We start from the raw sequence: 19,707 nt of genomic DNA, 5'->3' as shown, positions 1-19,707 counted from the left end.
TGCAGTTATATGGCAATAGCATATGGTGAGTTTAGTGAGAATGAATAATTACGCAATAATATGCATGTTTTTTGCCAGAAAAATCCTTTTTTAGTTTGAATGAATTATATATTTATATAGCGAGTGTCAGAATGGGGATAACCAATTTGAGTGGTTTATGTAAAAGTAATCAAGGGATAATTAGCTTATTTATTAGAACCAACAAGCAGAAAAATAGTTCGAAAAGGTTATTAATATAATTATTTAAATTTTAAAAAAATTCAGTTGACTAACATTTATGCAAGCGGTTACAATCAAGGGGGTTATTGGAATATTGGTTTTCAAAGGAGGGTCGCATGTATAAAATATGAGCGAACGCTCAGTCTGGGGTGTATGAAGAGAGAAATTACACAAATTGGAGGGGAAATCATGAAAGCTTACAAAAAAGAAGTGCAATTTACGATTTGGATGACGGCAGCATTTATTCTGGTGGGGAATGTCGGCTTGATTTTTTCTATTTTTCCGGTGGACGCCATGTTATTCGGTTTTCCAGTCATGTACATCGTTCCCATTTTGATGGGATGGTTTGGTGTTTTCCTGCTGACCCTTGTGGCAGGGAAAATCGGTAACCGGATTGATGATGAAATCGAAAGAGAAAATGAAACGCTCGGCCGTGCCGACGAAGTAAAGGAAGTGTAAGCGATGGAGCAGAGCTGGCAACTGGATAATCCAATCCTGGGACTCGTGGTCGTAGGTGCGACATTCGTCTTGTTTTACATCGTCGGTTTCATTTCGAACCGCCAAAGCAAATCAGCTAAGGAGTTGTATGTGGGGGGATCGAACGTCGGAGCGATTACGAACGGCTTGGCGATGGCTGCTACATATATGAGTTTGGCCACATTTTTAGGCATTACCGCCCTTATTTTGCAATTGCAGGTTCCATTTATCATGTTATGGATTCAATTGATTTTGGCGATTCCGTTGATCACGATTATTTACGGAACAAGTTTGCGCCGCATGGGGGCGTTTTCCCCGACTCATTTCATCCGTGATCGCTATGGCGTATCAGCTTCCATCATTGCTGCTTTATTCATGATTCTCGTATCGATCATGTATGCGCTCGGCCAGATGATCGGAATCGCGATTACATTTGAAACATTGCTCGGCATTCCTTATATCACGGGACTATTTATTTTCGGCATCTTGATCGTCGGTTATATCACGATCGGGGGGATGGCTGGAGCAACGAATAACGCTGCCATTCAAATGGTCATCATCGCTTTGATGTTCATCGTGCCGCTTGCAGCGATCATGAAAGCGATCGGCGCTTCAGGCTGGTATTTCCCGCCATTGCTGTATTCGGACATGGTTCCAGCGATGATGGACGCGCTGCCGTCGTTCTTTGATTACCAATTCTCGCCGAAGTGGTATTTCTCCATCATTCCGGCGCTGACGATCGGGGCACTTGGATTGCCTCACTTGGCGATGCGTGTCTACACAGCTTCTTCATTGAAGAGTGCGCGTTCTGCAATGGTTTGGTTCGCATTCATCCTTGGATTGGTATTCTCGGCCACTTATGCAATGGGCTTTGTCGGCGTCTTTGCAACAACTACACAAGGCGTAACGATTTCTGATGCAGATGCAGATAAATTAACGATCATCTTGAACATGGTCTATAACCCTGAATGGGTAACGGCGCTTGTTATTGCTGGTGCAATCTCCGCTGGCCTCTCGACCTTGAGCGGAAACTTGCTCGCGATCGGGGCATTGATTTCACAGGACATCATTTCTACATTGAAACCGAACATCTCGCAGCGCTTGAACTTGCGCATTGGCTTTATTGCAATTTTTGCAGGAGGGATTGCGAGTATCTTGCTTGCGATTAACCCGCCAGCATTCCTTGTGGTCAGTATTCTCTGGGCTTTCGGTTTGGCGGGCGTTACCAATGCGCCGCTGATTATCGTCGGCGTCTGGTGGAAAGAAGCGAATAAATTCGGTGCGATTGCAGCGTCTGTAGTCGGTGGTGCCATCTACATCATCGTGTCGCCATTCGTTTTCCCAAGCATCGTATTGACGGGCCATGGGGTGACTGACGGGATGGGGCTGTCCGGTGCAATGCTTGCGGTACCGATCAGCTTTATCTTATTGATTGTAGTTTCTTATATCACCAATCGTATTCCTGCACTTTCCAAGAAATTGACAAAACAAGCCGATATCGAATTGATCGAACGTATTCATGGCTGGAAAGATATCAAGCCTTACCGATATAACAGCACGATCGGCGCAGGCATCACAGTTGTCGTTTCTGCAGCAGTCGCAATCTGGGCGCTAATGCCTTGGGGAATGTAAATGGCAAAGGGAGTGGCAAAGTTGGTTGGAAAAATGATAAGCCTGGATGATCCATCTTACCGGTCATTCCTAGAATTACCGAAAACCGAAACAGTGAGCCGAATTCTACTGCTCATCGTGGGAGTAGGCTACGGCGCGATTTCAATCGCGTCGCAAGCCTCATACATAAGCAGTTTCGATTCCGCTTTGTTGCAGAATGTGGTCGTACCTTTAATCTTCATCATTTTTGGAATCTTAACCGCGTTCATCACAAAAGTCGGCATGTCCGCGCTTTTATGGGCGGGCTCCAAGGCGCTCGGAGGCACTGCGAAATATCGTGCCATCAGCTTGGTAACGCCGGTTGCGTTACTACCAGGCTTATTCGGTGCACCGCACTTGGCAGGTCTTGGCGATGGCGCGTTTTGGATAAATTTCTTGCTGATCATCGGTGTGGTGTGGATGTATCTGGTCAGCGTGAAGATCATCCAGGCGGTTCAAGGATTTACTGCAACGAAAGCATATTTGTCTGCTGGGATGGCATTCCTGTTTCTGGCAAGCGTCTATTATTTGGTCATCCCTGCGAGTTGAATAGGAAAAGGAGGAGATTAGATGAACGTTGAACAATTGATCGCGCCTGAACAATACAATATTACTTCTGAATTGGAAGCATATAAAAATGATGCTGAGCGGATTGCGGTGCGCTGGTTTGATGCGGACAATAACCGTACGGAGCTTTCTTATCAAGAACTTTTTTCCAAAATGAACCAGTATGCACAGGCACTCATAAAATTAGGGCTTGAAAAAGGAGATCGCGTCTTGATCATCCTGCCCCGAATTCCGGAGGCCTATATAACGTATCTAGCTTGTTTGCGTGCAGGGCTTGTCGCTATTCCATGTTCTGAAATGCTGCGCCAAAAAGATTTGAGCTACCGTATGGAGCATTCCGGTGCGAAAGCGATTATTGCACATTACAAAACGACAGCTGAAACAAACTCCATTGAAGAGCAGTATGACGCGTTGGACACTAAATTGATCGTCGGCGGAAAAGAACAGGGGTGGAAATCGCTGGAACAATTGGCTGCTGCAGAACCAGAACAGTTTGAAGCGGTCGATACGAACCGGGAAGATATGGCGTTTCTATCCTATACATCCGGAACGACCGGCAATCCAAAAGGCGTCGTGCATGTACATGGCTGGGGCTATGCGCATGTCCGGACAGCTGCAACGGAATGGCTCGGCGTGAAAAGCGGAGATATCGTTTGGGCAACCGCAGCTCCAGGCTGGCAAAAGTGGATTTGGAGCCCATTCCTTTCGACAATTACCCTCGGGGCGACGGCACTCGTCTATAACGGCGCTTTCGACGCACTGAAATATTTAGATATCCTCAAAGAAGAAAAAGTCAATGTGCTGTGCTGCACGCCGACTGAATATCGCATCATGGCTAAAGTCGAAAACTTGAACAATTATAAATTGCCTCATCTGCGCAGTGCTGTTTCTGCCGGCGAGCCGCTCAATCGGCAAGTGATCGATGCTTTTAAGGAAGCGTTCCAATTGAATGTGCGGGATGGCTACGGACAGACAGAAAATACATTGCTTGTGTGCATCTTGCAAGATATGGAGATGAAGCCCGGATCGATGGGCAAACCGACACCTGGAAATCCGGTCGATATCATCAATGAAGATGGCCAACCGGCAGCGCCAGGTGAAGTCGGCGATATTGCCGTACACAAAAGCTGTCCAGCGCTGTTCCGTGAATACTACCGCGACCCGGAACGGACGAAAGCTTCTTTCCGCGGCGATTGGTATTTGACGGGCGATCAGGCTTCACGCGATGAAGATGGCTACTTCTGGTTTGAAGGCCGCAGCGACGATATCATCATTTCTTCGGGCTATACAATCGGGCCGTTTGAAGTGGAAGACGCACTCATGAAACATCCGGCTGTACAAGAATGCGCAGTCGTGGCAGCGCCGGATGAGATCCGTGGAAATATCGTCAAAGCGTTTGTCGTATTGAGAGATGGCGGCAAGCAAGACGAGGTGATGGTCAAGGAATTGCAGGATCATGTCAAAGGAATTACTGCACCTTATAAATACCCTCGAGTCATCGAATTTTTGACGGAGCTGCCAAAAACGACTTCCGGAAAAATTCGACGTGTTGAATTGCGTAAAATGAAAACTTAAAAAAAGCCGCGCTGAAACAAGCGCGGCTTTTTTGCTGCTGTTTAAGAGGGTGGAGTTTCGTCAATATATATAGGTAGACGGATATGTGTGGAAATCCGGGCGTCAGGGTATTCAGAGGGGGGCATCCTATGGAGCAGTGGATTACATCGGTTATGGAGAATTACGGCTACTTCGGAATCTTCCTGCTTATTTTGCTGGAGAACGTGTTTCCGCCGGTGCCCTCAGAAGTGGTCTTGACGGCTGGCGGATTTATGACGTCAACCACCAGCCTCACCGTGTGGGGGGTCATCCTATCAGCCACAGTAGGGTCTGTGGCCGGAGCTGTTGTACTCTACGGGCTTGGGCTTCTCCTGGATGTAGAACGGCTCGAACAGATTATCGACAAATACGGCAATTGGCTGCGCCTTAAGAAAACGGATCTCTATAAAGCGGATCGTTGGTTTGACCGCTTCGGAGCGTTTGCGGTATTGATCGGACGGCTGATGCCGCTTGTCCGCAGCCTCATATCGATTCCAGCAGGCATGTCCAATATGAAGTTCGTTTTGTTCCTAACTTTTACGACAGCGGGCACGTTGATTTGGAATACGGTACTCGTTTATGCCGGGCGGGCTGTCGGAGAAAACCGGGAAGAAATCCTGGACCAATTAAGCATTTATTCGAATATCGTCTATATCGTGCTCTTTGCCGGTGCCATCTTAGGACTATGGATGTTTAGAAAAAGGCATGGCGCAGGGCAGTAAGTTTTATCGATCAGGAAGCTAATCAGTAGAAGGGTGGAGGGTTTTCATGAAACCGATTTTATTCATTACACAGCAATTGCCGGAGCAGGCAGTAGCGGATCTACACGATGTCTACGAAGTGCGCATGTGGCCGGAAGAAGAACGGAATGCGCCGCGTGAAAAATTACTTGAAGAAGCGAAGGAAGCGCAAGCACTGTGGACGATGCTCGGCGATGAAATCGACCGTGAACTATTTGAGTCGGCGCCGAACCTGAAAATCGTCGTGAATTTAGCGGTTGGTTATAACAATATCGATCTCGATGCAGCAAGAGAACATAAAGTGATTGTCACGAATACACCGGATGTTTTGACTGAAACGACGGCTGACTTAACATTTGCTTTGATGCTAGCAACGGCACGCCGCTTGATCGAAGCGGAAAAAACGGTGCGAAGCGGTGAATGGCAAGCATGGACGCCGATGGGAATGACTGGACAGAACGCGCATGGTTCGACGGTCGGCATCATCGGCATGGGACGCATCGGCGAAGCGGTATGCAGGAGGGCGCAAGGCTTCAATATGGAAGTCATCTATCACAACCGGACGCGCAAAAGTCTGGAAGATGCGGACTATGCGGAACTTGATGATCTATTGAAGCATTCCGATTTCGTCGTGATTCTGGCGCCGCTGACCGAACAGACAAAAGGCATGGTCGGCGAACGTGAGCTATCCTTGATGAAAGAGACAGCGATTCTCATCAATTGCAGCAGAGGCGGAATTGTCGATGAACACGCGCTCTACGTGGCATTGAAGAATAAATCCATTTGGGGAGCAGGGCTTGATGTGTTCGAACAAGAGCCGCTGCCGCTGGACCATCCGCTTCAAACGCTCGACAATTTGACGGTTACCCCACATATCGGAAGCGCAACGGTGCAGACGCGCTATGCGATGATGGAACTGAATAAAGAAGCGCTGCAAGCCTGCGCAAACAAAAAGCCCGTTAAGAACCGGGTTTGCTAAGAAATCAGTCCCGTAAAGCGGGGCTGATTTTTTTAGTTGGCTTCAGGGGTGAAACAGTAAGGGAAGTTGAATTTTTTCGCGCGGTGAGGTAAAATAGGCTAGGTTTTTCTTGTGTCAAAGGAATAGGCCAAATCGAAAATCAGGAGGTATGATTCATGCAAAATCATACACATAATGTCTTATTGTACTATCTATACACACCAATCGAAAATCCGGAAGAGTTTGCAGCAGAGCATTTGGCAGCCTGCAAGGAAATCGGATTGAAAGGGCGCATCCTCGTATCCGAAGAAGGGATCAACGGTACCTGCTCCGGGACGATCGAGCAAACTGAACAATATATGGATATGATGAAAAACGATCCGCGTTTTGCGGGCATCGTCTTTAAAATCGACGAATCGGATGGCCATGCTTTCAAAAAAATGCATGTCCGCCCGAAAAAGGAAATCGTTCATCTTGGACTCGAAGAAGATATCAACCCGAACGAATTGACTGGCAATTATTTGGAGCCGGAAGAATTTTATAAAGCCATGCAAGACCAAGATACAGTCGTCATCGATGCACGCAACGACTATGAGTACGACTTGGGCCATTTCCGTGGTGCGGTACGGCCAGATGTTGAAACCTTCCGTGATTTGCCGGAATGGATCCGCGAAAACAAAGAGCAATTCGAAGGCAAGAAAATCCTGACGTATTGTACAGGCGGCATTCGCTGTGAAAAATTCTCAGGATGGATGAAACGTGAAGGTTTTGATGATGTCAACCAGCTTCACGGCGGCATCGTCACTTATGGCAAGGATCCAGAAGTACAAGGCAAGCTTTGGGACGGACAGTTATACGTCTTTGATGAGCGCATCGCTGTACCGGTCAATCGCGTTGAGCACACGATTGTCGGGAAAGACCATTTCACAGGCGAACCTTGTGAACGCTATGTTAACTGCGCGAACCCTGAATGCAACGCGAAAATTTTGTCTTCAGAAGAAAATGAACATAAATACATGCGTTCGTGTTCAGACGAATGCCGTGAACATCCTCGCAATCGCTATGCTTTTGAGCATGGTTTGACAGGCGCGGAAGTACAACAACGCCTTGATGCGTTAAAAGAAACTGCACAATCGTAAGCAATTGAAAAAGCCTGAACGGCATTCCCGTTCAGGCTTTTTTTTATGGATCAATTGTCGAGTTCTTCTGCACAATCATGGCAAATTAATTCGCCGTCGATATAGACGCCGTCCAAAAATCCATCACGGCAATAGACTTCTTTGCCGCAATTGCTGCAAGGGCCGATGAGTTCATGCATGCTGCAACGCATCCGCGTGCACGTGCATCGCGTCTTTCAGATAATCGGATAAGCCCTCTCCGTGTTGATCGATGGTCCGGGAGAAGCGGCTATCGTTTGCATAAAGATTCGCTAAGTTGCGGAACATATTCGGCGTGCATTCATAAAAACGGTCAAGCAAATGGTAATACGCGGCCATTTCTTTCTGGACTTCCTGTGCATCGACCGGTAAATCCATAAGGCTGGCAACAGCGCTGTAGATGCGGTTCGCTTCACGGTCGATTTCTTCCAGGTTCTCGGCTTCTTTCTGCGGTTTTGCGGCTTCAGGTTCTGAAGCCTCCAAGACAGAAGTCTCTTCCTTGATGTTTTCAAGGTCATCCTTGACGGATACTTCAATTTCCGGCTTCTGGTACAAATCGATGCGATCCGGTGTATGGCGGATGGAGAACGCAGAAAACCGCTGTTCGTTGCTTAGCGACTCCCCGGATGAAAACTCGTCTTGAGTCATGCGTGCATTATCGATCAATTGCTCGATGCGGAATTTCTTCTGTTCAAGCAATTCGATATGGCGCGCCATGGCATATTCTGCATCATAGCCATTTATTATGATTTCCTGAATTTTTTTTAGTGAAAACCCGAGTTCTTTGAGGAATAGAATTTGCTGCAGCAACTTCAAGTCGTCGTCGCTATAATAGCGGTATCGATTCGATCCTTTATTGCTCGGTTTCATTAAATCGATGCTGTCGTAATGGTGCAGCGTTCGTACGCTAACGCCCGCGATTTTTGCCACTTCTTGTACTTTGTACATTTCAATCACCTCTACTCTTGATTAGACTATGACGAATGGTCAGTGTCAACCGTTTCCGAAGAATTTTATTGCAAAGGTGCTTGAATGTGACAGACTTTGCAAAGTTGTGGAAGGAAGTTATGAAAGCATGTAGGAGTTTTCCGTTTTGTAGGGAATAGAGTAAATAGTGAAAGCGTTTACACGCATTGTGGAAAGGGGTAATTCGATGAAACTGACGAATTTTGTAAATGGGGAGTTCCAGCAAGAGGCGGGCGCCGAATTTGTGCCAGTTGTCAACCCGGCAACAGGCGAAGAGTTGGCAGCTGTACAGCGGTCAACTACCGCAGATGTAGAGGAAGCGGTGAAAGCAGCCAAAGCGGCACAAAAAAAGTGGGCGCTTGTCCCGGCACCTAAACGCGCGGATTATCTGTATGAAATCGGGCGCTTGATGAAAGAAAGGAAAGAACAGCTCGCGGCGGTGCTGACAAAAGAAATGGGGAAAGTGATCGAGGAAGGCCGTGGCGAAGTTCAGGAAGGCATCGATATGGCGTTCTATATGGCAGGCGAGGGCAGAAGGATGTTTGGCGAGACGACGCCTTCGGAACTGGCGGATAAGTTTGCGATGAGTGTGCGTGCGCCGATCGGGGTTGTTGGGCTCATCACTCCGTGGAATTTTCCGGTAGCGATTGCAACTTGGAAATCTTTCCCGGCGATTGTTGCGGGCAATACCTTCATATGGAAACCGGCGACTGAAACGCCGATGATGGCCTATGAAATGGCCAAAATCTTCAAGGAAGCGGGCTTGCCGGATGGTGTTGCGAATATCGTTTTCGGTTCCGGTTCAGAAGTCGGGACGGCGATGATCGAGCACCGGGATATCCGGGTTATTTCATTTACGGGCTCGACGGATACGGGGCGCAAAGTAGCGGAACTCGGCGGCCGCCATTTGAAGAAAGTGTCGCTAGAGATGGGCGGGAAAAACGCGGTCATCGTCATGGACGATGCGGATTTGGACCTCGCCGTCGATGGTATTTTATGGAGTGCGTTCGGCACAGCTGGCCAGCGCTGTACCGCCTGCAGCCGTGTCATCGTGCATCGGGATGTAAAAGAACAGCTTCAGCATCGCTTGCTCGAAAAGATGGACAAATTAACGATTGGCGACGGGATGGACGAATCCGTCAAGGTCGGACCAGTCATCAATAAGAAAGCGCTGGAGAAAATCCATTCCTATATTGAAATTGGCAAAGAACAAGGCGCAGAACTCGTCAGGGGCGGTGAAATATTAACGGGCGGCCATTACGATGAAGGGAACTATTACGCACCGACATTGTTTGCAGGGGTCACGCCAGGAATGCGGATTGCGCAGGAAGAAATCTTCGGCCCGGTCATTTCCTTGATTGAAGTGGCAAGTTTTGAAGAAGCAATCGAAGTGAACAACGGTGTCATTTACGGCTTGTCGAGCTCGATATTTACAGCGGACATCAACCGGGCATTCAAAGCGCAGCGCGACCTCGATACCGGTATCGTCTACATCAACGCCGGGACGACAGGCGCGGAAATCCATTTGCCGTTCGGCGGCACGAAAGGCACCGGCAATGGCCACCGCGATTCAGGCGTCGCGGCGCTTGATGTGTTTACCGAATGGAAGAGCGTCTATGTAGATTTCAGTGGAAAATTGCAGCGGGCACAGATCGACAACGAAGCATAGAAGGGGGCGGCGGAGATGAAATTTGCGGTACTCGGAGCAGGGTTGATGGGAAAACAAGCGGCGCGCGATTTACTTCGCAATGAGCAGGTGGAAAAAGTCGTTCTGGCAGACCGGACGACAGAAAAAGCGGAGGCATTCCGCCAGCAATTGAACGATCCGCGGCTTGAAATCGCCAAGATGGATGCAAGCCGAGACGACGAATTAAAGCAAGTCATGGCGCGAGTAGATATCGTGATCAATGCGCTATTCTATACCTTCAATGAGAAAGTGGCCAAAATTGCGATTGAATGTGGTGTTCATTCTGTCGATCTCGGTGGGCATATTGGCGGTGCAACGGATAAAGTGCTTGCCATGCACGAGCAAGCGTCCAACCAAGGGGTGACCATCATCCCCGATCTTGGCGTGGCGCCAGGGATGATCAATATTTTAACCGGCTATGGTGCGAGCCAGTTGGATGAGGTCGAATCGATTCGCATTTATGTCGGAGGCATCCCGCTGCATCCAAAACCTCCGCTTGAATACAAACATGTTTTCTCGCTTGAAGGCGTTTTCGATCATTATACGGACACCTCGCACGTCATCCGCGACGGTGAATTAGAAGAAGTCGAGTCGCTATCGGAAATCGAGCCGATCTCGTTCGATGGCTTCAATGAACTGGAAGCGTTCCATACATCTGGGGGCACATCGACCTTGACAAAGACGTTTTGGGATGTGAATTCGCTGGAATACAAAACAATCCGCTACCAAGGGCATGCCAATAAATTCCGTTTGCTCGTCGAATTAGGCTTGACCGACCGTGAACGGAAAGTGAACGCTGGTGGGCATGAAGTGTCACTCCGTGAAGTGTTGTTAAAAGTGCTCGAGCCAATTACAGAACTCGGCGACGAGAAAGATGCCGTGCTTTTGCGCGTCACAGTTTCCGGGGTGAAACAACAAGAGGAGTGCACGTACCAATATGAAATGGTGACGATACGGGATGAATCAACTGGTGTGACGGCAATGGCGCAGGCCACCGCCTACAGCATTTCCGTGGTCGCGCAGATGATTGCGGGTGGGCTCATCCAAAAACGCGGGGTCTATCCTCCAGAACAGATTGTGCCAGGTGCTGAATACATTACGGAAATGAAGAAGCGCGGCGTAAACATCGAAGAAACGGTGCAACGGGCAGCGCATTATAACTAGCAGGGAGGAAAACGGAATGGATTTTGAATACAGCGAAGAACAAGAGATGCTGCGCAAAACCGTCCGGAAATTTGTCGATGAAGAAATAATGCCGCATATCAAAGATTGGGACACAGAAGGAAGTTTTCCCGAAGAGATTTGGCAGCGCTTGGCCGATCTCGGGCTTATGGGCGTATGCATTCCGGAAGCTTACGGGGGCAGCGGAATGGACTATAATTCATTGGCCATTGTCTGCGAAGAGCTGGAGCGCGGCGACACCACGTTCCGGACGGCTGTTTCTGTCCATACCGGCCTGAATTCACTATCGCTTCTGCAATGGGGCACAGAAGAGCAAAAGCAACAGTTTTTGGTGCCGCAGGCAAAAGGCGAAAAAATCGGCGCGTTCGGCCTGACAGAACCAGGAGCCGGTTCGGACGTTGCAGCGCTTTCGACAACCGCTAAACGCGACGGAGACGATTACGTATTGAACGGGCAGAAAACATGGATTTCACTGTGCGATCAAGCGGATCATTTTCTCGTTTTCGCCTATGTTGACAAAGAGCAATCTCATAAAGGGATCAGCGCTTTTATTGTGGAACGTGACCGTGAAGGTTTTTCCTCCAAGGCGATCAAAGGAAAATACGGCATTCGGGCCGGCAATACGGGTGAACTGTTCATGGAAGATGTACGCATTCCGGCAAGCAACCGGCTCGGGGAGGAAGGCGAAGGATTCAAGATTGCGATGGCTTCACTCGATAACGGCCGTTTCACGGTCGCTGCCGGGGCATGCGGCTTGATGTTGGCTTGCCTCGAAGCGAGCCTGGATTACTGCAAGATCCGCACGACCTTCGGCAAGTTGATTGGCGAGCATCAGCTGGTGCAGCAAATGCTCGCCAATATGGAAGCGGGATATCAGATGAGCCGGTTGCTCGTCTATCGGGCGGGCGAATTGAAAAACAGCGGCAAGCGCAATACGCGTGAAACTTCACTCGCTAAATGGCAGGCGTGCAACTTCGCCAATAAAGCGGCAGATGATGCGGTGCAGATCCACGGGGCTTACGGCTATTCAGATGATTATCCGGTCGCCCGCTACCTGCGCAATTCCAAAGCGCCAGTCATTTACGAGGGCACCCGGGAAATTCATACAATCATGCAGGCGGATTATGTGCTGGGCAAGCGGGAAGACAAAGAATTGAACCGCATGCTGCCTGCCTGGCCATTTGAGTAAAGTTGGATGCTACGCCTAGAAGAATCGATCTCTATTCAAAGTAAATAAAAAAGAACAGGCGTAGAGCCCGTTCCTTCAACTGCCGAGTAGCATCCGGCAGTTTTTTTACGTAAGAATATCTTCTTCTTTCGGCACAAGCAAATTGAGTTTTCCTGGTTTAACACTAATCGATGCCGGAGTCTTCATGTAGATTTCGCCATCCGTGTCAATATCCATCGGCGCGTCTGTCTGGATTTCGATTTCTCGTCCCTGCAAATGGATGATGTGCTCGAGATCTTCTGCAGTAAGATTGGGTTTAGACAATGAAAACCATTCGCGTATAGCGGCGAATGATGAACTTTGGATGATGAAAACATCCAAGAGCCCATCAGCAGGGTCAATGCTTTGCATAGGAAATAAATGGGTGCCGATGGATTTTCCGTTCATGGCCAGCACAACGACAGCTTCTTCTTCGTATGCTTGCCCATCGATCACCAGTGACACATTAAACGACTCTGCTTGTCTCATCGTTTGCATTGCGCTCATGAAATAGCTGAGCTTACCGTAGCGTTCTTTTAGGTCGGGATCGATATTGAAGGAAGCATCCGTGATTAATCCGATGCCTGCGAAGTTCAGGAAAGTCCCTTCGTTGATAGTAGCCGTGTCGACTTGTTGCAGTGTGCCTTGGCTTAAGCTTTTTGCTGCCTCGTCCAGGTACAACGGAATATTCATCGTGCGTGCAAAATCGTTGCACGTTCCGCTCGGCAAGATGCCAAGTGGAGGCGGGTTGTCGATTGAGCTGAGTGCGTGTGCAGCTAGATGGACGGTGCCATCGCCGCCCGCGACGAACAATGCGTCGGCGCGTTCGGCGGCCGAACGACAGAGCGATTCCATTTCTTCCGGGGAATCGGTTTTGATCAGTTCCAATGTTTTAGAAGATGCTGCGAGCTGCGGTACAGCCAAGCCCATTACCGCATCTAACGTGGACGCACCTGCCTGAGCATTATACAATAGTACGGAATGTGTGAATCCGGCCATGCGTAAGTCCTCCATTCTTCATCATTACTCAACCATTCCACTTATGGAGAGGCAGTAAACGCATCAGCGGAATTCCGTAAAAAGGAGATTTCATATGACGAAAAAATTATATTACGAAGATCCTCATTTAAAAGAAATAATAGTTCAAGTGGCTGACTCGGCAGTAGACGAAAGTGGGCAGTATGTAGTCCTCGACAAGACCTGCTTTTATCCGGAAGGGGGCGGACAGTCAGCAGACCAGGGAGTGATTGGACCGGCCGCAGTGCTTGATGTGCAAAATCAGGATGGGGAAATTCGCCATTACTTGGACCGGCAGCTGGAGCCAGGCGAATACAAGGCGGTGCTGGATTGGCAAAGAAGATGGGACCATATGCAGCAACATGCCGGCCAGCATCTTTTGAGCGCTTTACTGGAAGATCGTCATGGCTACCAGACCACCAGTTTCCATCTTGGCCAAGAGCGGGTGTCGATCGATTTGCATCAAGCGGCCATTGACCGTGAAACATTGCAGCAAGTGGAACTTGAAGCCAACCGGATCATTAGCCAGCATTTGCCGATCCGCACCCGTTTTGTAAATGGACAGCAGCTTGGGCAATTGGCTCTTCGGAAGCCGCCCGCTGTCACAGGCGACATCCGCTTGGTGGAAATAGAGGGGACCGATTTGAATGCCTGCGGCGGCACGCATCCGGACAATACAGCGGGAATCGGGCTTATGAAAATTCTTGGCACAGAAAAAGCGAAAGGCGGCACGCGGCTCTATTTTCTATGCGGAGAACGAGCGCTCGAACATTTCGGCAAGTTGAGCGACATGAGCGATGCATTGATCGGGAAGCTGAATGCCCCACTTGCGGAAATGGTGCAAGCTACAGATCTTTTGCTGTCAGAAAAAATTGCAGCCGACAAAGAAATTGTAGAATTGAAAAAACAACTTTTGCTAGCTGAAACAAAAGCCTTGTCGCCGGAAGATGGCATCTTGGTCCGGAATTTCGGTGACCGGCCAGTCAAGGAATTGCAGCAGCTGGCACGCCTGATAACTGAAGAATACCCGTCTGTCTGCCTATTGTTTGCAGCGCAGGCACAAAGCGGTATTCGCTTGGTATGTGCAAGAGGCAAAGAGTCTTCTGCCGATATGAGAGAGACCCTGAAACGCTTGCTTCAAGAAACAGACGGCAAGGGAGGCGGAACACCTGCACTTGCGCAGGGCGGCGGCAATACCGAAAAACCGTTCGAACACTTCCGGGAAATTTTCAACGAACTTCATGCAAATGGCTGAACATCAGCTGTAACCTTTTGAAGATGTGAAGGGTCTAATGGGGAAATGGCATGGAAAGGGCGTGGTGTTTGTGAAATGGAGCAGAGCGTGGTGGATAGCGGCGATTCTTTTGGTGTTTTCAGGTATAGCTTTTATTACGCTGACGGAAAATGTAGCCATCAGTGGATCTTCCACAGCCCTTTCAGAATCCGGCTGGCGGGCAAATTTCTCAGCACCGCTCGATGCGGATGCGATTGAAAAAGGAGCCGTTTACCTCACAAGCACAGATGGCCGAAAGCTCGATCTCGATATGCGGTTGGCGAATGGAGGGCAGACGCTCGAAGTCCCAGATATCGCTAGCGGAGACTATACGCTTCATGTCACCAAAGCCGCTTTATCGAGCAGTTTCCTGAAAAGCTTTTCGACAAACCAACTCGAGTTCACGATACAAGACGAAGTCCAGAACCTGAGCGGGGAAGAGGAACTGCGTACTTATTTTACGCGATTGCTGAATCTCCAAAAAGATAATCCGTTTTATCGCGGCTTCGGTGAAGGGGTAGAGGAAGCGGAGGATAGCGCTTCAGGCGAGTCAGGGGGAATGGGAGGCGGCGACCATTCGTCCACAAATAACCAGGTCGAAGGTATCGATGAAGGGGATATTGTGCAAACGGACGGCGAATATTTATATTCCGTCAGCGAGTCGCGTGTGGTGATTTCCGATATCAGAGACCCGGGGAACATGGAGCTTGCAGCAGTGGTGGAGTTTGACGGGGAAACGTATCCAGAGGAATTATTCTTATCCGGCGATACGCTTGCTGTCATTTCCAGCCGCTTTTCGCTCATGGGAACCGAAGGAGATGTGGAAGTGGAAAGCTTTATGCCTTATTCCGGTATCACAGTCGTCTCTCTCTATGATATAACTTCACCTGAGAAGCCGGAGCTGATCCGCGAATTCGGCAATGAAGGCACATTCAATAATGCGAGGCTATCAAATGGCACCCTGTATTATGTCAGTAATGTGTTTCTGAATTACTGGATATTGGAGGAGCAGCCTGATATGGAATTGCGGCCAACACTATTCGATTCCGCGCAAGGTGGAGAGTTTGAACCCTTGCCTTATGAAAACCTGACGATCTTGCCAGGGACAATGGAAGGGAGCTATAGCGTCATCACCTCTGTTAGCATGGAAGCGCCTGCGTCAAACAAAATTTCCACAAAAGGCTTTTTGGGCGGCAATGAACAGCTGTATATGAACGAACAGCATCTCTATTTGACGGCTTCTGCGTTTGAGACGGCTGAAGGGGAGTTTGAAGATACGGCGCTTTGGGTGCCACAGCAAGCGGACACGGAAATCTTCAAATTCGGCTTGGATGGCACTTTGGTAGAATTTATCGCTTCGGCTCGGGTGAAAGGTTCCTTGTTGAACCAATTTTCGATGGATGAATTCGAAGGGTATTTTCGTTTGGCGACAACAGAAGGAACCGCCTGGACACCGGCTTCCGAGCCGAAAAATCATCTGTTCATTTTAGATGAACAATTGGAGCAAGTCGGTTCAGTGGAAAACTTGGCACCGAGTGAACGCATCTATTCGGTCCGCTTTATCGGCAGTAAAGCCTATATGGTGACGTTCCGTGAGACCGATCCGTTGTTTGCCATCGATGTTTCAGACCCTACCGCTCCAGAAGTGTTAGGTGAATTGAAAATACCTGGATTTTCCAATTATTTGCATCCGCTTGATGACAAGCATTTGATTGGTTTTGGCTACGATACAAAAATCGAGCCAGCGAAAGGGGGCGGCGAGCCGCGGATCGTGACCGGCGGCATGAAAATATCGCTGTTCGATGTCAGCGATATGAGCGACCCCAAGGAAACCGATACGGAAATCATCGGCGGCCCTGGAACCTATTCTGCCTTGCAATACGACCACAAGGCTTTATTCCGTAATGAACAGCAGAGCTTATTCGGTTTCCCGGTATCGATCTATGAGGGCGACGGCATGGAATATATCGAATTTCAGGCAGAAGGGGCTTTAATTTACTCGATCACGCCAGAAGGAATTGAGCTATCAGCCGATTTAACCCAAACGTCCGACCAGCCTTATGAAGACTGGAATACATCGGTCCAGCGCTTGGCTTATGCAAAAGACGCTTTGTATACAGTGGCTAATACTGAAGTCAGAAGCTATCGTTTGTCGGATTTCGAACCACTCGATACGTTACCCCTGCAATGAATATGTTTTCTGTGAGCGGATCTCTTTAGGGAGATCCGCTATTTGTGCTTTTCAGATGGAATATAATTGGAAAATGAACGTTTGCACTGACAGAAAACGGGAATAAGAAAAATATTCTGAAATCACTAAATGGGAGGGGAAAATATGAAGGCAGTAACATTTCAAGGAACAAAAGATATGCAAGTCAAAGAAGTAAAAACGCCGGAAATCCAAAAACGTGATGATATTATCGTTAAAATCACTTCTACCGCCATTTGCGGAACAGATTTGCACATCTATCAAGGGGCATTGCCCACTACCAAGAATACGGTCATCGGCCATGAACCGATGGGTATTGTTGAAGAGGTAGGGCCGGATGTCACGAAAGTGAAAAAAGGCGATCGCATCGTCCTGCCCTTCAATATTAGCTGCGGGCATTGCTTCTATTGCTCGAACGAAATGGAAAGTCAATGCGACAACTCAAACGGCAATCCTCATTTCGATACAGGTGCCTATTTCGGTTTGACGGAACGCTATGGCGATTATTCAGGAGGCCAAGCTGAATATCTGCGTGTACCTTATGCCAACTTCGTGCCATTTGTCATTCCGGAATCTTCAGAGCTCGAAGATGAGCAAGTACTTTTCTTATCGGATGTGTTACCGACAGCTTGGTGGAGCGTTGAACATGCCGGAGTCAAAGAAGGCGACACGGTTGTTGTTCTTGGCTGTGGGCCAATCGGGCTCATGACCCAGAAATTTGCCTGGATGAAAGGCGCAGCGCGGGTTATTGCGGTGGATGAACTGCCGTATCGGATGGAAAAAGCGAAAAAGATGAACAATGTAGAAATTGTCGACTTCAGCCAGCATGATAACACGGGTGCACTGATTCATGAAATCACACAAGGCGGAGCTCGAGTCGTCATTGATTGTGTAGGGATGGACGGCAAGAAATCGACTGCGGAAGCCGTACAGCAGAAGCTGATGCTACAGGGCGGAACGCTGAGCGCAATTGATATCGCCAAAGATGCCGTCAGTAAATTCGGGACCATTCAATTGACGGGCGTCTATGGGTTGACCTATAATCAATTTCCACTCGGCAATTTGTTCGAGCGCAACGTGACGATGAAGATGGGGCAAGCCCCGGTTATTCATTTAATGCCAATGTTGTTCGATAAAATCGAAAAAGGGGAGTTCGATCCGCGTGAGATCATCTCCCACATCGTGCCGCTCGATCAAGCGAGTAAGGCTTATCAGATTTTCAATGACCACGAAGACGAATGCACCAAAGTCATTTTAAAACCTTAAAAAATGCCGATGAAACGCTCCGGTAACCGGAGCGTTTTATTTTTGCCTTGCCTGCGGTATGATGGTACAGAAGAAAAAAGGGGGGAAGACCAGATGGCCGAAATATCGGAAGTCAGAAGAGAACTTGCGCTGGATTGTTTTCTATTGGCCGGAAAAGTCATGATGGAAAGCGGCGCGGAGACATATCGGGTGGAAGATACGATGATCCGGATGGCGGTTTCGCAAAATATGATGGATTCCCATTGCTTTGTGACTCCAGCGGGCATCATGTTTTCCCCGAGCAACGATTTACCGACGCGCTTTGTACGCATTCACGGGCGTCGTACCGACCTCGAACGGGTAGCACGCGTCAATGCCGTCTCAAGGCGTCTCGTAGCAGGACAGCTGACATTGCAGCAGGCGTATGAAGAAATGACGGAAATCGAAAAAAACCATTACTTGTTCCCTTTGTGGCTGCAAGTACTTGCAGCAGCAGTTGCCAGTGCCTGCTTCCTCATTTTGATGGGCGGTGGCTGGGCGGACATTCCATTCGCTTTTCTCATTGGGGGAATTGGATTTTATATTGTGGAAACGGTACTCGTGAAAACAAGGGTCAAGTTTTTCGCGGAATTTATCGGAGCAGTCGCCATCGGTACTTTGGCGGTATTAGTGGTGTATAGCGGATTCGGCAATGATCCCGATACCATCATCATTGGTTCGGTCATGCCGCTCGTTCCCGGCTTGCTGATCACCAACGCTGTACGCGATATGATGGCAGGCCATTTTGTCTCGGGGCTGTCGATGGGTGCGGAAGCTTTTCTTACGGCATTCGCCATCGGGGCTGGTATCGCCATCGTATTGTCATTTTAAGGAGGAGATCGAATGAACTGGCCTTTGGAGGCATTTTTAAGTTTTTTGGCAGCCGGCGCATTCGGCATCATTTTTAACATTCCAAGAAAGACACTAATCAGTTGCGGGCTTGTCGGAATGAGCGGATGGCTTGTCTACCGGAGCTATTTCCTCTTGTTTGATGATCCGATTCAAGCGACATTTGCCGGCGCCTTTATTGTCGCCATTGTTGCACACATTTTGGCGAAGACCTTTAAAATGCCAATGATCATCTTCAGTGTCGCTGGTATCATTCCGCTCGTTCCCGGAAGTCGTGCATATAATGCGATGCGCAATATCGTGGAAAATGATTACATGGAAGCAGTCGATTTTGCCGTGCAGGCATTGATGATTTCAGGTGCCATCGCAATGGGCCTGGTTTTCGCAGAAGTCATCATGCAATTGTATTTCAAGTATCAAGCAAGACGGACACAGAAAAAAATGGGCTTCACTCAGGAATGATTGATTAAACAACAGGCTGCCAGCTTTACGGGCAGCCTTTTTTTCTGAAAATAATGTATGCAGGATCTGGCAATAACGCCTCAATTTCCCACTAATCCCGGGAAGCGATTTCCCCGCTAGCCGGCAACTCGTAAAAAAGCCAATGCCCGTGAACACTCCATAGTCAGTGAAATGTCCAAGCTGCTAAAGGCCAACCCAAAGCAGGACAGC

General features: G+C 48.7%; 18 protein-coding genes. 15 read left to right on the top strand and 3 right to left on the bottom strand.

The genetic code is table 11. The features are described from left to right. Nucleotides 1-408 precede the first annotated feature (408 nt). From KTG14_RS06750 to trhO, 7 genes are all read left to right on the top strand, one after another. On the top strand, nt 409-678 hold the full coding sequence (locus KTG14_RS06750; RefSeq protein WP_216970208.1) for a hypothetical protein: 270 nt from the start codon (nt 409-411) through the stop codon (nt 676-678). A gap of 3 nt (nt 679-681) precedes the next feature. Next, the gene (locus KTG14_RS06745) at nt 682-2,328 is read left to right on the top strand and encodes a solute symporter family protein (protein ID WP_216970207.1); all 1,647 of its coding nucleotides are present in this window, start codon (nt 682-684) and stop codon (nt 2,326-2,328) included. 12 nt (nt 2,329-2,340) lie between these two features. Then, nucleotides 2,341-2,895, top strand: a complete 555-nt coding sequence (locus KTG14_RS06740) for a hypothetical protein (RefSeq protein WP_308461978.1) — start codon at nt 2,341-2,343, stop codon at nt 2,893-2,895. Nucleotides 2,896-2,916: 21 nt separating this feature from the next. Beyond that, nucleotides 2,917-4,488: an acyl-CoA synthetase MbcS gene (gene mbcS, locus KTG14_RS06735; protein ID WP_216970205.1), complete on the top strand. Its 1,572-nt coding sequence runs from the start codon at nt 2,917-2,919 to the stop codon at nt 4,486-4,488. A 128-nt stretch (nt 4,489-4,616) separates the two neighbouring features. After that, nucleotides 4,617-5,228, top strand: a complete 612-nt coding sequence (locus KTG14_RS06730; protein WP_216970204.1) for a DedA family protein — start codon at nt 4,617-4,619, stop codon at nt 5,226-5,228. 46 nt (nt 5,229-5,274) lie between these two features. Next, nucleotides 5,275-6,225: a 2-hydroxyacid dehydrogenase gene (locus KTG14_RS06725; protein WP_216970203.1), complete on the top strand. Its 951-nt coding sequence runs from the start codon at nt 5,275-5,277 to the stop codon at nt 6,223-6,225. A gap of 155 nt (nt 6,226-6,380) precedes the next feature. Next, the gene (gene trhO / locus KTG14_RS06720) at nt 6,381-7,343 is read left to right on the top strand and encodes an oxygen-dependent tRNA uridine(34) hydroxylase TrhO (protein WP_216970202.1); all 963 of its coding nucleotides are present in this window, start codon (nt 6,381-6,383) and stop codon (nt 7,341-7,343) included. 50 nt (nt 7,344-7,393) lie between these two features. Here the strand turns inward: trhO and KTG14_RS17930 are convergent, their stop codons facing one another. Beyond that, nucleotides 7,394-7,522 (bottom strand): hypothetical protein, encoded by a 129-nt coding sequence (locus tag KTG14_RS17930; protein WP_257785553.1) that lies wholly within the window; start codon nt 7,520-7,522, stop codon nt 7,394-7,396. Then, nucleotides 7,515-8,309: a MerR family transcriptional regulator gene (locus tag KTG14_RS06715; protein WP_216970201.1), complete on the bottom strand. Its 795-nt coding sequence runs from the start codon at nt 8,307-8,309 to the stop codon at nt 7,515-7,517. The genes KTG14_RS17930 and KTG14_RS06715 overlap by 8 nt, the downstream gene beginning before the upstream one ends. Nucleotides 8,310-8,514: 205 nt before the next feature. Between KTG14_RS06715 and KTG14_RS06710 the strand changes: the two genes are divergently transcribed. From KTG14_RS06710 to KTG14_RS06700, 3 genes are read left to right on the top strand one after another with little or no spacing between them, the layout of a single operon-like run. Beyond that, nucleotides 8,515-9,996 (top strand): aldehyde dehydrogenase family protein, encoded by a 1,482-nt coding sequence (locus KTG14_RS06710; protein WP_216970200.1) that lies wholly within the window; start codon nt 8,515-8,517, stop codon nt 9,994-9,996. 15 nt (nt 9,997-10,011) lie between these two features. Next, nucleotides 10,012-11,178, top strand: a complete 1,167-nt coding sequence (locus KTG14_RS06705; protein ID WP_216970199.1) for a saccharopine dehydrogenase family protein — start codon at nt 10,012-10,014, stop codon at nt 11,176-11,178. A gap of 16 nt (nt 11,179-11,194) precedes the next feature. After that, the gene (locus tag KTG14_RS06700; RefSeq protein WP_216970198.1) at nt 11,195-12,385 is read left to right on the top strand and encodes an acyl-CoA dehydrogenase family protein; all 1,191 of its coding nucleotides are present in this window, start codon (nt 11,195-11,197) and stop codon (nt 12,383-12,385) included. A gap of 105 nt (nt 12,386-12,490) precedes the next feature. On the opposite strand, the gene KTG14_RS06695 is transcribed toward KTG14_RS06700, so the two are convergent. Continuing rightward, nucleotides 12,491-13,402 carry a diacylglycerol/lipid kinase family protein gene (locus tag KTG14_RS06695; RefSeq protein ID WP_216970197.1) on the bottom strand — a complete coding sequence of 304 codons (912 nt, stop codon included), beginning with the start codon at nt 13,400-13,402 and terminating at the stop codon, nt 12,491-12,493. A gap of 94 nt (nt 13,403-13,496) precedes the next feature. Between KTG14_RS06695 and KTG14_RS06690 the strand changes: the two genes are divergently transcribed. From KTG14_RS06690 to KTG14_RS06670, 5 genes are all read left to right on the top strand, one after another. Further along, nucleotides 13,497-14,675 (top strand): alanyl-tRNA editing protein, encoded by a 1,179-nt coding sequence (locus KTG14_RS06690; protein ID WP_216970196.1) that lies wholly within the window; start codon nt 13,497-13,499, stop codon nt 14,673-14,675. A gap of 70 nt (nt 14,676-14,745) precedes the next feature. Beyond that, nucleotides 14,746-16,884 carry a beta-propeller domain-containing protein gene (locus tag KTG14_RS06685; RefSeq protein WP_308461971.1) on the top strand — a complete coding sequence of 713 codons (2,139 nt, stop codon included), beginning with the start codon at nt 14,746-14,748 and terminating at the stop codon, nt 16,882-16,884. Nucleotides 16,885-17,028: 144 nt separating this feature from the next. Next, on the top strand, nt 17,029-18,168 hold the full coding sequence (locus KTG14_RS06680) for a zinc-dependent alcohol dehydrogenase (protein WP_216970194.1): 1,140 nt from the start codon (nt 17,029-17,031) through the stop codon (nt 18,166-18,168). A gap of 93 nt (nt 18,169-18,261) precedes the next feature. Continuing rightward, entirely contained in the window at nt 18,262-19,017 is a 756-nt protein-coding gene (locus tag KTG14_RS06675) for a threonine/serine exporter family protein (protein WP_216970193.1), read from the top strand. A gap of 12 nt (nt 19,018-19,029) precedes the next feature. Beyond that, nucleotides 19,030-19,497: a threonine/serine exporter family protein gene (locus KTG14_RS06670; RefSeq protein ID WP_216970192.1), complete on the top strand. Its 468-nt coding sequence runs from the start codon at nt 19,030-19,032 to the stop codon at nt 19,495-19,497. Nucleotides 19,498-19,707: the final 210 nt, after the last annotated feature.

The organism is Planococcus sp. CP5-4_YE, assembly GCF_019042655.1.
Taxonomy (GTDB): Bacteria; Bacillota; Bacilli; order Bacillales_A; family Planococcaceae; genus Planococcus.
The sequence above is the reverse complement of the archived record's forward strand: the minus strand, read 5'-3'. Positions and strand labels throughout refer to the sequence as shown.

What these genes read in the sequence shown, in the direction of transcription:
- KTG14_RS06750 (WP_216970208.1), top strand. Translation starts at nt 409, where the DNA reads ATGAAAGCTTACAAAAAAGAAGTGCAATTTACGATTTGGATGACGGCA.
- KTG14_RS06745 (WP_216970207.1), top strand. Translation starts at nt 682, where the DNA reads ATGGAGCAGAGCTGGCAACTGGATAATCCAATCCTGGGACTCGTGGTC.
- mbcS (WP_216970205.1), top strand. Translation starts at nt 2,917, where the DNA reads ATGAACGTTGAACAATTGATCGCGCCTGAACAATACAATATTACTTCT.
- KTG14_RS06730 (WP_216970204.1), top strand. Translation starts at nt 4,617, where the DNA reads ATGGAGCAGTGGATTACATCGGTTATGGAGAATTACGGCTACTTCGGA.
- KTG14_RS06725 (WP_216970203.1), top strand. Translation starts at nt 5,275, where the DNA reads ATGAAACCGATTTTATTCATTACACAGCAATTGCCGGAGCAGGCAGTA.
- trhO (WP_216970202.1), top strand. Translation starts at nt 6,381, where the DNA reads ATGCAAAATCATACACATAATGTCTTATTGTACTATCTATACACACCA.
- KTG14_RS17930 (WP_257785553.1), bottom strand. Translation starts at nt 7,522, where the DNA reads ATGCATGAACTCATCGGCCCTTGCAGCAATTGCGGCAAAGAAGTCTAT.
- KTG14_RS06715 (WP_216970201.1), bottom strand. Translation starts at nt 8,309, where the DNA reads ATGTACAAAGTACAAGAAGTGGCAAAAATCGCGGGCGTTAGCGTACGA.
- KTG14_RS06710 (WP_216970200.1), top strand. Translation starts at nt 8,515, where the DNA reads ATGAAACTGACGAATTTTGTAAATGGGGAGTTCCAGCAAGAGGCGGGC.
- KTG14_RS06705 (WP_216970199.1), top strand. Translation starts at nt 10,012, where the DNA reads ATGAAATTTGCGGTACTCGGAGCAGGGTTGATGGGAAAACAAGCGGCG.
- KTG14_RS06700 (WP_216970198.1), top strand. Translation starts at nt 11,195, where the DNA reads ATGGATTTTGAATACAGCGAAGAACAAGAGATGCTGCGCAAAACCGTC.
- KTG14_RS06695 (WP_216970197.1), bottom strand. Translation starts at nt 13,402, where the DNA reads ATGGCCGGATTCACACATTCCGTACTATTGTATAATGCTCAGGCAGGT.
- KTG14_RS06690 (WP_216970196.1), top strand. Translation starts at nt 13,497, where the DNA reads ATGACGAAAAAATTATATTACGAAGATCCTCATTTAAAAGAAATAATA.
- KTG14_RS06680 (WP_216970194.1), top strand. Translation starts at nt 17,029, where the DNA reads ATGAAGGCAGTAACATTTCAAGGAACAAAAGATATGCAAGTCAAAGAA.
- KTG14_RS06675 (WP_216970193.1), top strand. Translation starts at nt 18,262, where the DNA reads ATGGCCGAAATATCGGAAGTCAGAAGAGAACTTGCGCTGGATTGTTTT.
- KTG14_RS06670 (WP_216970192.1), top strand. Translation starts at nt 19,030, where the DNA reads ATGAACTGGCCTTTGGAGGCATTTTTAAGTTTTTTGGCAGCCGGCGCA.